This is a genomic window from Pleionea sp. WD8-19 (assembly GCF_055326765.1).
In genome coordinates this window covers 289,994-302,919 of record NZ_JBUZOU010000002.1, presented here as the reverse complement: position 1 = coordinate 302,919, position 12,926 = coordinate 289,994, and the positions used below count along the sequence as shown (strand labels likewise).

Here is a 12,926-nt window from a genome sequence, read left to right as displayed (position 1 = left end):
TATTGACACTCTGAGTACTTTCTGTTCGATTTTTGATGCATTTTTAGTCAATTTATTCCATTTTTTTTGACTCGCTGATTTACCTCGATTTTTATCATTTAGTTGTTCGCCGTGAGCGGCGGCCTATGGTACAATCGCCGGCTTGTGCGAGGATCAAAATATCAACAATAACGAGTACCAAACGCCGCTTATATCGAGCTCTGCGGAGCAATTAAAGGTGATTAGGTAATACTCGAAAACTGAAGGTTTTTTTGTTTTTATGGGTGAGTTTGCTAAAGAAGTCCTGCCGATTAACATCGAAGACGAGTTAAAGAATTCCTATTTGGATTACGCCATGAGCGTTATCGTCGGTCGAGCGTTACCCGATGTTCGGGATGGTTTAAAGCCGGTGCATCGTCGTGTGCTCTATGCGATGAATGAATTAGGTAATGACTTTAACAAGCCCTATAAAAAGTCAGCGCGTGTTGTTGGGGACGTTATCGGTAAATACCATCCGCATGGTGATACTGCGGTTTACGATACCATCGTTCGAATGGCGCAACCTTTTTCGTTGCGTTACATGTTGGTGGATGGTCAAGGCAACTTTGGTTCGGTAGACGGTGATTCACCGGCTGCAATGCGATATACCGAAGTGCGTATGGCCAAAATGGCTCATCGACTGCTGGCTGATCTTGATAAAGAAACCGTCGACTTCGAAGAAAACTACGACGGCAGCGAAAGTGAACCCACCGTTTTACCGACGCGCATCCCTAATTTGTTAGTCAATGGTTCTTCCGGTATTGCCGTAGGCATGGCGACGAACATCGCACCTCATAACCTGACGGAAGTGATCAATGGCTGTTTGGCAATGATCGATAATCCAGACATCGAATTGAGCGAGCTGATGGAACATATTCCTGGGCCGGATTTCCCGACCGCCGGAATCATCAATGGCCGTGCCGGCATTCTCGAAGCTTACCGTACCGGTCGTGGACGTATTTATATCCGTGCTCGTCATCATATCGAAACCGACGAAAAATCGAATAAAGATAGCATCATTGTTACTGAGCTGCCTTATCAGGTAAATAAAGCGCGGTTGATCGAAAAAATCGCCGAGTTGGTCAAAGACAAAAAAATTGAAGGCATAACCGGCTTACGCGACGAATCGGATAAAGACGGTATGCGCATGGTTGTCGAGCTACGTAAAGGTGAAGTGCCGGAAGTGGTGCTCAATAATCTATACGCTCAAACACAAATGCAGACAGTTTTCGGGATAAATATGGTTGCGCTGGACAATAACCAGCCGCGAATTTTTAACTTGAAAGAAATGCTCGATGCGTTTGTGAATCATCGTCGTGAAGTTGTTACCCGCCGAACGATTTATGAGTTGCGTAAAGCTCGAGAAAAAGCGCATGTTCTGGAAGGGTTGGCGATCGCATTAGCCAATATTGATGAAGTGATAGAGCTGATCAAAAAGTCATCCAATCCTGCTGAAGCAAAGCAACAATTAATGGCTCGTGGCTGGGCTCCTGGTCAGGTGAGCGAAATGCTGGCTCGTGCTGGCACCGATGCTTGTCGTCCGGAAGGGCTGGATGATGCTTACGGTTTTATTGACGGTAAATATCATTTATCGCCAGAGCAGGCGCAAGCCATCCTTGATTTGAGACTGCACAAACTGACCGGCCTTGAGCACGAAAAACTGATTGCCGACTATCAAGAATTGTTGGCGACCATTGCTGAACTGTTGGCCATTCTTTCAAGCAATGAACGGTTGATGGAAGTTATCCGTGAAGAGCTGGAACAGGTGCGCGATGAATTTGGGGATGATCGCCGTACCGAGATTACCAACAGCAGTGCCGACTTATTATTGGAAGATTTAATTACCGAAGAAGACGTTGTGGTTACTCTTTCGCATCACGGTTATGTGAAGTATCAACCGCTGGCTGACTACGAAGCGCAGCGTCGCGGTGGTCGTGGAAAATCCGCGACTAAAATGAAAGATGAAGATTTCATTGAAAAATTGGTGGTGTGTAATACTCACGACACTATTCTGTGTTTCTCCAGCAAGGGTAAAGTTTATTGGCTGCGTACGTTTGAGTTACCGCAAGCGGGGCGCGGCTCTCGTGGAAAGCCCATCGTCAATATATTGCCATTGGAAGCCGACGAACGCATTTCCAGTATTTTGCCTGTTGAAGATTACGACGAGAATAAATTCGTGTTTATGGCGATGGCTTCGGGAACGGTCAAGAAAACATCATTGGAACAATTCTCCCGCCCGCGTAAAGGTGGGATCATTGCCGTCGACTTGAACGACGATGATGCGCTGATTGGTACTGTGATCACCACAGGCGATGATCAATTAATGCTGTTTAGCGACGCTGGTAAGGTTATTCGTTTTAGTGAGCAAGATGTACGAGCTATGGGGCGAACCGCTCGCGGTGTACGGGGTATGCGCTTGCAAGACGGACAAAGAGTCGTTTCTTTGGTTTTGGCTGCCGATGAAGGTGAAGTCTTAACGGCAACCGAAAACGGCTACGGCAAACGAACGTCAATGGAAGATCATCCGGTACGTGGTCGCGGAGGTCAGGGGGTGATATCCATCATCGCCTCGGATCGAAACGGGAAAGTGATCAGTGCCGTGCATTGTTGTGATGGCAACGAGATTATGCTGATCACCAGTAACGGAACACTGGTTAGAACTCGAGTTGATGAAATGCGGGTGATGGGGCGAAACACTCAAGGTGTGCGTTTGATTCGTCTGGATGAAGGCGACTCTTTGGTTGGCCTTGAACGAATTGAAGAGCTTGAAGATGACATTGAAGTTGGCAGTGAAGGTGAAGACGTTGCGGTCAGCTCTGATAGCGAAAACGATTCCGATAATCCTCATCAAGAGGATGACTCTTCAGATGATGGTGACGTTGAATAATTATTTTGACTATAGTTCAGCCACTTTGCCTGAACTTGAGATAAGTTATACCGCACATAGAAAGCTTATCCAAAGTTGGGAGTCGTTTGGCGGAATCGATTAAGCGAGTATTGAAAGTAAAAAAGGGGCCGTACTGACGGCTCTTTTTGATCCTGGTGAAGAGGAATTGCAAACGATGCAAAAACATTGGCCTCCCTTTAACTTCAGTGCCGGCCCTGCTTTATTACCTCGTGAGGTGATGGAAACCGCGCAGGCTGAATTTATGGACTGGCGTGGAACCGGGTTATCCGTACTTGATTTCAGTCATCGCGGTAAAGCGTTTACGTCGATTGCTGAAAAAGCGGAGCAGGACCTTCGACAACTATTGAAGATCCCTTCAAATTATCGAGTCATTTTTTCCGCCGGCGGCGCAAGTTTACAGTTTTCCATGCTGGCGATGAACTTGCTTAAAACTCGGGCTGTTTATGTCGATAGCGGAATTTGGAGCAAAAAGGCACTGCAAGAAGCGCAAAAATTTGGTGACGTTACTGTTATTGATGCGTTAATGAAAGATGATGGATTGACATCAATTAAACCAGAGTCGAGTTGGGTGTTTCCGGAATCGTTCGATTATCTGCACTTTGCTCCCAATGAAACCATTGGTGGTGTCGAGTTTGCTGCAGCACCCACTTGTGCACCTGGTAAGTTGGTTGCTGATATGTCGTCCAATATATTATCAAGGCCGATCAATGTTGAAGATTACGCGCTGATTTATGCCGGCGCTCAAAAAAATATCGGTCCGGCGGGCTTAACTCTGGTCATTGTGCAAGAAGACTTACTTAAACACAGCAACGCTCGGTTACCTAGCTTAATGCAATACTCAGTGCTGGCGGAAAACAACAGTATGTACAATACACCACCTACCTACAGTTGGTATTTGGCTGGGCTGGTTTTTGACTGGCTATTGCGTCAAGGTGGCGTCAATGAAATGGAAAAGCGAGCGAATGAGCGTTCTTCCTTGCTTTATCATTTTATTGATCAGAGTGATTTTTATTCCAACCCTATTCATCCTTCGGCCCGTTCGCGCATGAATATTCCCTTCATTCTGGCGGATGAGTCTTTAAATGAAACGTTTTTGGCGAAAGCTGAGGAGTGCGGCTTGGTTGCGCTTAAGGGACATCGTAGCGTAGGAGGTATGCGTGCCAGTTTATACAATGCCATGCCAATGTCGGGAGTACATGCGTTGATTGAGTTTATGCGGGAATTTGAAAAGTGCGTCTAGCGCACAGATTCGAGTAACGAGTTACGAGCTTCGAGTTAAAAAAACGTTGTAGGGGAGGATTTGAGCCCCGGCCCGACTTGACCGGATTAAGTGGAAACTCAAAATCTTTCGCAACTCGCAACTCGCAACTCGCAACTCGCAACTAAAACTTGAATGTTTTATACACTTGTCTAAAATAGCGCCACCTTTAAACAGACGGCCTACTCATGTTGAATTCTCCTGTTGTTACCATTGATGGACCCTCCGGTGCTGGCAAAGGCACTATCGCATTTAAAATGTCTCAAGCGTTGAATTGGCCTATTCTCGACAGTGGTGCAATATATCGAGTACTGGGATTGGCGGCGAGTCGGAACAGAATTACACCGGAGCAAGTGGAGCAACTGGCATCGTTGGCGCGTCAGTTACCGCTCACTTTTAAGGCGAATGGTAAAACGGGCGAAGTTGAGGCATACCTGGATAAAGAGTCGGTCGGCGACTTAATTCGTACCGATGAGGCAGGCCAGGCAGCAAGTCGGGTTGCTTCCATACCCCAAGTGCGCGAAGCTTTACTTCAACGGCAACGAGACTTCCAGCAGCCACCTGGATTGATCGCTGACGGACGCGATATGGGGACAGTGGTTTTTCCTGACGCAACAGCTAAAATATTCTTAACGGCAAGTGCTGAAACCCGCGCTGAACGGCGCCTTAAACAGTTGAAAGAAAAGGGGATTAGTGCTAGTCTTAGCGCCCTTTTAGAGAGCATCAAAGCGCGCGATGAGCGTGATCGGACTCGCACCGTGGCACCATTGGTACCAGCGGCGGGTGCTTTTGTTATCGATAGCTCAAGTTTGACTATCGATGAGGTGTTTTCGCAAGTATTTGAATTTTCGATGAAAAAGCTAAAAGCCACATCATCAACGTGAATTTGAATATAACCAACTCGTTGCACGATATCAATACGGGTTTGAAACAAATTTTTTGGTGCTTACTGCAAGGACGATAGTGAGTTTTTTAATTGCCCCGGTTTTTCAGGATTCGATTAACTGGACGACATATGGCCAAACTTTTTGGCTAAACTATCTAGGAATCAGGTAATGAGCGAAAATTTCGCAGAACTGTTTGAACAAAGTCTTCAAGAAGTAGAAATGCGCCCCGGTGCCATCATCAAAGGTACTGTTGTAGCGATTGATAGTGAAATGGTCACTGTTAATGCGGGTCTTAAATCCGAAGGTGTTATTCCACGTGAGCAATTTATCAACTCCAGTGGTGAGTTGGAAGTTCAAGTTGGTGATGAAGTAGAAGTTGCTTTGGATGCCATCGAAGATGGATTCGGTGAAACTCGTTTATCTCGCGAGCGTGCGAAGCGTTTCGAAACTTGGAAAGAGTTAGAGAAAGCGCATGAAGCGGGTGATAAAGTTATTGGTGTTATCACTGGTAAAGTGAAAGGTGGTTTCACCGTTGAAATCAATAAAATTCGCGCCTTCTTACCTGGTTCTCTAGTTGATGTTCGTCCTTTACGTGACACAACGCATCTTGAAAATAAAGAGCTTGAATTTAAAGTTATTAAATTAGACCAAAAGCGCAACAATGTTGTGGTTTCTCGTCGTAGCGTTATCGAAGACGAAAGCAGTGCAGAGCGTGAAGAACTGCTGAGCAAATTACAGGAAGGTGCAGAGGCGACCGGTATCATCAAAAACTTGACCGATTACGGTGCTTTCGTCGATTTGGGTGGTGTAGATGGTCTATTGCACATTACCGACATGAGTTGGAAACGTGTTAAACATCCTTCTGAAATCGTTCAAGTTGGGGACGAAATCAAAGTTAAAGTCTTAAAGTTCGACAAAGAAAAGCAACGAGTTTCTCTTGGACTGAAACAATTGGGTGAAGATCCTTGGGTGGATATCGCTCGTCGTTACCCTGAAGGTGCGCGTATTTTCGGTCGTGTTACTAACTTGACGGATTACGGCTGCTTTGTAGAGATCGAAGAAGGTGTTGAAGGTCTCGTTCACGTATCTGAAATGGATTGGACCAACAAAAACATTCATCCTAGCAAAGTGGTTAGCTTGGGTGACGAAGTGGAAGTGATGGTTCTTGATATTGATGAAGAGCGCCGTCGTATTTCTCTGGGTGTTAAACAGTGTAAAGTTAATCCTTGGAACGAGTTTGCGTCTAAGCAAGACAAAGGCGACCGCGTATCAGGTAAGATCAAGTCGATTACCGATTTCGGTATCTTCATTGGTCTGGATGGTGGCATCGATGGTTTGGTTCACCTGTCCGACATTTCCTGGAGCCTTCCTGGCGAAGAAGCCGTTCGTGACTACAAGAAAGGTGACGAAGTAGAAGCGGTTGTTTTGGCGGTTGACGCTGAGCGAGAGCGTATTTCTTTGGGTATCAAGCAAGTCGACGAAGATCCTTTCTCAAGCTACATGTCGTCTCATTCCAAAGGCGCTATTGTGACTGGTAAAGTGACTGAAGTTGATTCCAAAGGCGCGAAAATTGAGCTGTCAGATAACGTAGAAGGCTACTTACGTGCTTCTGAGATCAGTGCTGAGCGTGTTGAAGATGCGTCTAAACACCTCAATGTTGGTGATGAAGTTGAAGCGAAATTCATTGGTGTCGATCGTAAAAACCGAGTGATTAACCTGTCTATCAAGGCAAAAGATCACGCGGAAGAGCAAAAAGCCATCAAAGAGTTTAGTAAAGAGCAAGCGGATGATGCAGCTCCAGCAACTTTAGGTGATCTGTTGAAAGAGCAGATGAATAAAGAAGACGCCTAACAAGAAACTCATAAAGAGATTAAATGCACTTAATCCTTTGATTAAGTGCATTTTTTTTTGATCTCTGCCCCCGTTTTGTACTATTTTAAAGGGACATAACCTTTTGAATAACAAGGAAAACGGGTTTCCTATGACCAAGTCAGAATTGATTGAACGTTTGGCATCGCATCAGACGCAGTTGTCTGCTAAAGATGTTGAGCTGGTGGTTAAAAGCCTGTTAGAGCATATGGCTCAGGCTTTGGCCCGTGGAGAGCGAATTGAAATCCGTGGCTTCGGTAGCTTTTCACTGCATTTCAGAGCACCCAGAACCGGTCGCAATCCCAAAACAGGTGATGCGGTCACTTTAGCGGGCAAATATGTCCCTCATTTTAAGCCCGGCAAAGAATTGCGTGATCGTGTGAATGCCAGTATTGAAGAACAAGATTAGACAAAGATTTTATTAAGAATCGAGGCATGTCATTGACCTGCCTTTTTTTATGCCTGAAAATTGAGCGTCAAAAATTAGTTGGAGTTAAGTGTGCGATTTTTAATCCGGTTTTTATTGTTCTTGCTGATATGCACACTGTCGGTTCTTTTTTTCGCGCAAAATGACCAGAAAGTGGTTTTAAGTTTCTTTATAGGCCAAGCTGATGTTCCTTTGGTCTTCGTTATGGTGGGATTTTTGGTGTTTGGTTACCTTTTTGGCGTAGTGAGCTTAAGCAGTACTTTGTTTAAGCAACGGTGGCAACTGCGCAGTACCGAAAAGCGCTTAATGCAGAAAACCAAAGAGCTGGAAAATTTACGCACAATGCCCATTCGGGATGACTATTAATGACGGAATTTTTGTTTTATCTCCTGGTGGGGCTGTTACCTGTCGCTGCGTATTCAGGTTATCGGCTAGGGCGCCGAACTCAGCTTCGCCGAGATAATCAAAAGCATGGCAGCCTCTCCAGTCGATATTTTGATGGTCTGAAGTATTTATTAAATCAGGAAGAAGACAAGGCGATTGACGCGTTTGTCAAAATGTTTGAGGTCGACTCCGAAACCATCGAGATTCAACTTGCACTTGCTAACCTCTACCGAAAAAGGGGGGAAGTGGATCGCGCTATTCGGCTGCACCAAAACCTGATTGCTCGACCATCTCTACCGCCAGAAGCACGAAAGTTATCCTTGTTAGAGCTTGGGCTCGACTACATGGCAGCGGGCTTGTTTGACCGTGCTGAAAGTATTTTTAAAGAGTTATTGCTGGAGTCTCAGCATAAGGCCACCAGCTTACGGCAATTGATGTTAATTTATCAGCAAACCAAAGACTGGGAACAAGCCGTTAAAGTCGCTGAGCAATTGCAAACCACTGACAACGAAAATCATGCCGCAGAAATTGCCAACTTTTATTGCGAGCTGGCGGAACAACAGGCCGATAAAATGCAGTTCAAGGCTGCGCATGTTTCACTTAAACGTGCCGTTCAAATCGATCCTCAATGTGTCAGGGCGAATATTTTACGCAGCGAGTTAGCGCTTCGACAAAACCAGCCGAAGTTAGCGTTAAAGTTTTATCGTGAATTAGCTCGGCAAAACTCGGCATTTGTTTCGGAAGTGCTTGAGCCTTTAGCGGATTGCTTTAAGCAGCTGAAGGATGAAAAAGGCTATCGTAATTTTCTGGAACTGAGTTTAACTCAAGGTGGTGGCATTTCGGTTGCATTGGCGTATGCTGATGTAATTCAACGTGATCAAGGCGATCGCGAAGCGGCCGAGTTTATTGCTCGTCATTTGCATGAAAAGCCATCGCTGAAAGGGCTATTAAGGTTGATTGAGTTGCATATTAAACATGCTCAAACCAGTGCTCGGCCGAGCCTAGAAATTCTTTATCAAATTGTATCGCGTTCTTTTGAGTCGAAACCTGTGTATCGATGTGATCATTGCGGCTTTGGAAGTAAAACGTTGTTTTGGCAATGCCCCAGCTGCAAACATTGGGGATCGGTCAAACCCATTTTAGGGTTGGAAGGCGAATAGAGGTTAGTCAACGTGTCGAAAACAAGCAGTAGAATTATTGTTGCACTGGATTTTGATGACAAAAACTCAGCGTTGCAATTGGTTGAACAATTGGACCCTGCTCGGTGTCGTCTGAAAGTCGGTAAAGAAATGTTTACTCACTTTGGGCCTGAGTTTGTCAAACAACTGGTGCAACGAGACTTCGATGTTTTTCTCGATCTTAAATTTCACGATATCCCCAATACGGTGGCGAAAGCGTGTCGAGCTGCTGCCGAGTTAGGTGTCTGGATGGTGAATGTCCATGCGAGCGGCGGTGCCGCGATGATGACAAAAGCTCGAGAAGCGCTTGACGAATTAGGTAACGAAGCCCCCTTATTGATTGCGGTAACCGTGTTGACCAGTATGTCAGAGAGCGAACTTCATCAGGTCGGTGTGGCCGGTTCGTTATCGAATCAGGTAAAACAACTGGCGGGTTTGACGCAAAACTGTGGTCTGGACGGTGTTGTTTGTTCTGCGCAAGAAGCGGGTGAACTGAAAGCCGAATTTGGCCCATCTTTTCAGTTAGTCACTCCGGGGATCAGACCCGCAAATGCGGCGCAGGACGATCAAACTCGAGTTGTGACACCCGAACAGGCCATCAAAAACGGCTCCGACTATCTGGTTATTGGGCGACCGATCACGCGCTCAGGAAATCCACTGAAAAGTTTGTGCGATATCTCTGATTCTATATATTCGCTATTGTCAGCCCCGTAGAGGCTACCTACAATGGCTGCGTTTGTTACAGGAATGTAACAAACAGGAATTGAAACACTAACTCACAACATGGAATCATGGAGATTTGTTATGAAACACTTTGTAATGCTGGTATTGGCTTCTTTACTTTCTTTCGGAATGGTTACCGATGGTATGGCAAAGGACTTGCCGAAAAAGAAAGCCACTTCTGAAGTTGCTATTACCCACATTAATATCAATAAGGCTACTGCCGAAGACATTGCCAAAGCTTTGAAGGGCGTTGGCATTAAAAAGGCAAAAGCCATTGTTGCTTTACGTACAAAGCTTGGTGGCTTTAAAAAAGTTGACCAACTTTTGGATGTTAAGGGCATCGGAGAAGCAACGCTTGAGAAAAATCGAAAAGTGATTCAGATATGATTGAAGTTTAATCACATTGAAAGTGAATCAACCGGAAAGGGCGAATCTCGCCCTTTCGTCGTTTTTATAAGATGGAAACTTGGTGTAGAATAATTCTTACTACACGTTCTAAACTTCATAACAACAGAACAATTCAAGGAAGTCACAATGAAATTATTCCCGGTTATATTGTCAGGTGGATCTGGTACTCGTTTGTGGCCGGTTTCGCGCGAACTTTATCCAAAACAACTGGTTCAATTAACCGGTGAAACCAGTTTGTTTCAACAAACTCTGCAACGCTGCGCAATGTTGCCGAGTATAACCAAAAAGCTGGAAGTTCAAGCCCCTATCGTGGTGTGTAACGAACAACACCGATTTTTAATTGCTCAGCAAGCACAAGAAGTCACACAATCACTCACGACCATTATTTTAGAGCCCAGTGCACGCAATACCGCACCGGCGCTCACTTTGGCTGCGGAATTCATTGCACAAAACAGTGAAGATGGATTGATGTTGGTTTTGGCTGCTGATCATGCCATTGAGCAACCCGTTGAGTTCGCTAAGGCCGCATGCCAATTATGTGAATCGTTGGCCGGAACACAGTCGATCGGTGTATTTGGTATTAAACCGGAATATGCGCATACGGGTTTTGGTTACATAGAAGTGGGTGAATCGAAAGATCATAACATTAACCAAGTCACCTCGTTTAAAGAAAAGCCCGAGTTGTCTGTCGCAGAAACCTACCTGGCCGCAGGGAATTATTACTGGAACAGCGGTATGTTTGTGACCTCTGCCAAAACCTGGATAAAAGCCCTCGACTCATTAAACCCAGCAATGGCCTCGGCGTGCCAGCTCGCGGTTAAAAATGCCACCAAAGATTTGGACTTTCTGCGCGTCGAACAAAGTTCCTTTGAAGCGTCACCCAGCGACTCCATCGATTATGCAGTGATTGAAAATGTTCAGCGATTACGAAAGCTGGGAATTGTTGTTGATATGATGCCATTATCTTGTAATTGGACTGACCTTGGCGCGTGGCCCAGTGTTGCGGATTACTTAACGGCGGATGAGCAAGGCAATGTTTCAGTAGGTGATGTCATCCACGATCAAACATCCAACACATTTGTCATGGCTCAAGAGCGTTTGGTTGCAACTGTTGGTGTCGACGATCTGGTCATTGTCGAAACGCCAGATGCGATTTTAGTTGCTGATAAATCGAAAGCTCAAGATGTTAAAAACATTGTGACAAAACTAAAAATGAATGGTCGTGGCGAGCACCTAGTTCATCGTCGAGTGTATCGCCCTTGGGGTAACTATGAAACGGTCGATTATGGTGATCGTTACCAGGTAAAACGCATTGTGGTTAACCCTGGCGCATCGCTCTCCTTGCAAATGCATCATCATCGTGCCGAACATTGGATCGTGGTACACGGTACGGCAGAAGTCACTTGTGACGATAAAACGTTTTTACTGTCGGAAAATCAATCCACTTATATTCCTATTGGCTCAACGCATCGCTTGGTTAATCCGGGAAAGTTCCCGTTGGAGTTGATTGAAGTGCAATCAGGCAGTTATCTGGGTGAAGATGACATTGTTCGCTTCGATGATGTTTATGGTCGGGAAAACGAGAAGGTAATAGGCTAACTGACAATATTGCTGGAACGAGGAGCGAGGTATCGTATTGTCGAACCTCGAACCTCGAACCTCGAACCTCGAACCTCGAACCTCGAACCTCGAACCTAATTAAATGGTATTAAATGATTAAAAAAGTACTCGTCGTTTTCGGCACGCGTCCTGAAGCAATTAAAATGGCACCCTTAGCAAAAGCTTTAATTGCAGACCGTCAATTGGAAGCGAAAATTTGTGTTACGGCCCAACATCGTGAAATGCTGGATCAGGTGCTGAGCTTGTTCGAGCTCACTCCCGACTTTGATCTCAACTTAATGAAAGCCGGCCAAACACTCACCGATATTACCAGCCGCGTCATTCATGGTGTCGGCGAAGTGATTGAACAATGGCAACCGGATGTCGTTTTAGTGCATGGCGATACGACCACCACATTTGCGGCTTCGCTGGCTGCATTTTATCACCAGGTAAAAGTTGGGCATGTTGAAGCGGGTTTGCGAACCGGTAACCTCTATTCACCTTGGCCTGAAGAAGCGAATCGACAATTAACCGGTGTATTGACGCAGTATCACTTTGCACCCACCGAGTCTTCGAAGCAAAATCTGTTAAGTGAAAATAAAAATCCAGCAAACATCTGGGTGACGGGGAATACGGTGATCGATGCGTTGCTTTGGGTGTCTGCCAAGTTATCCAACGATCAATCGTTGGGCAAGCAATTTCATCAACAGTTTTCATTTCTTGACCCCAATAAAAAGATGGTTCTGGTAACTGGGCATCGACGAGAAAACTTTGGCGAAGGCATTTTACAGATTTGCAAAGGACTTAATCAACTGGCGCATCGAGAGGATGTTCAGGTCGTTTATCCTGTTCACCTGAACCCTAATGTGCAAAAACCGGTGAATGATATTCTGGGCGAAAATCCCAATATTTTTCTTATCGAGCCACAAGATTATTTACCCTTCGTCTACCTTATGACTCAAAGTCATTTCATAATTACCGACAGTGGTGGTATTCAAGAAGAGGCGCCATCATTAGGTAAACCGGTGTTGGTCATGCGCAATACAACCGAGCGTCCAGAAGCTGTCGATGCAGGAACCGTGAAACTGGTGGGCGCCGATGCGGAAAATATCGTGCGAGAAGCCAACATTTTGCTCGACGATAGTGCGGCTTTTGAAACCATGTCGAAAGCCCATAATCCATACGGCGATGGAAAAGCCGTGGAAAAAATAATTAGAGTTTTAAAGCAATAAAAATAAAACGCCACAAAGTACAAATAAAATGAAAT

At 45.3% G+C, this 12,926-nt stretch carries 11 protein-coding genes; all 11 read left to right on the top strand.

Annotated elements, in window-relative coordinates:
- The first annotated feature begins 259 nt into the window (after positions 1-259).
- Positions 260-2,905: a DNA gyrase subunit A gene (gene gyrA, locus ACTUJY_RS03895; RefSeq protein ID WP_463614745.1), complete on the top strand. Its 2,646-nt coding sequence runs from the start codon at positions 260-262 to the stop codon at positions 2,903-2,905.
- Between the two features lie 175 nt (positions 2,906-3,080).
- On the top strand, positions 3,081-4,166 hold the full coding sequence (gene serC, locus ACTUJY_RS03890; protein ID WP_463614744.1) for a 3-phosphoserine/phosphohydroxythreonine transaminase: 1,086 nt from the start codon (positions 3,081-3,083) through the stop codon (positions 4,164-4,166).
- Between the two features lie 206 nt (positions 4,167-4,372).
- Positions 4,373-5,068: a (d)CMP kinase gene (gene cmk, locus ACTUJY_RS03885; protein WP_463614743.1), complete on the top strand. Its 696-nt coding sequence runs from the start codon at positions 4,373-4,375 to the stop codon at positions 5,066-5,068.
- A 171-nt stretch (positions 5,069-5,239) separates the two neighbouring features.
- A complete protein-coding gene (gene rpsA / locus ACTUJY_RS03880) occupies positions 5,240-6,922 on the top strand; it encodes a 30S ribosomal protein S1 (protein WP_463614742.1) in 1,683 nt (560 codons plus the stop codon).
- A gap of 130 nt (positions 6,923-7,052) precedes the next feature.
- Positions 7,053-7,349, top strand: coding sequence for an integration host factor subunit beta (gene ihfB, locus ACTUJY_RS03875; RefSeq protein ID WP_463614741.1), 297 nt, complete (start codon positions 7,053-7,055; stop codon positions 7,347-7,349).
- Positions 7,350-7,439: 90 nt separating this feature from the next.
- Positions 7,440-7,733, top strand: coding sequence for a LapA family protein (locus ACTUJY_RS03870; RefSeq protein ID WP_463614740.1), 294 nt, complete (start codon positions 7,440-7,442; stop codon positions 7,731-7,733).
- Positions 7,733-8,911 (top strand): lipopolysaccharide assembly protein LapB, encoded by a 1,179-nt coding sequence (lapB, locus tag ACTUJY_RS03865; protein ID WP_463614739.1) that lies wholly within the window; start codon positions 7,733-7,735, stop codon positions 8,909-8,911. Before ACTUJY_RS03870 ends, lapB begins: the two co-directional genes overlap by 1 nt.
- 12 nt (positions 8,912-8,923) lie before the next feature.
- Positions 8,924-9,643, top strand: coding sequence for an orotidine-5'-phosphate decarboxylase (pyrF, locus tag ACTUJY_RS03860; RefSeq protein ID WP_463614738.1), 720 nt, complete (start codon positions 8,924-8,926; stop codon positions 9,641-9,643).
- A gap of 90 nt (positions 9,644-9,733) precedes the next feature.
- Complete coding sequence (locus tag ACTUJY_RS03855; RefSeq protein ID WP_463614737.1) at positions 9,734-10,039, top strand: ComEA family DNA-binding protein; 306 nt, start codon at positions 9,734-9,736, stop codon at positions 10,037-10,039.
- A 147-nt stretch (positions 10,040-10,186) separates the two neighbouring features.
- Entirely contained in the window at positions 10,187-11,659 is a 1,473-nt protein-coding gene (locus ACTUJY_RS03850) for a mannose-1-phosphate guanylyltransferase/mannose-6-phosphate isomerase (RefSeq protein WP_463614736.1), read from the top strand.
- Positions 11,660-11,772: 113 nt separating this feature from the next.
- Positions 11,773-12,891, top strand: a complete 1,119-nt coding sequence (wecB, locus tag ACTUJY_RS03845; RefSeq protein ID WP_463614735.1) for a non-hydrolyzing UDP-N-acetylglucosamine 2-epimerase — start codon at positions 11,773-11,775, stop codon at positions 12,889-12,891.
- The last annotated feature ends 35 nt before the right edge of the window (positions 12,892-12,926 follow it).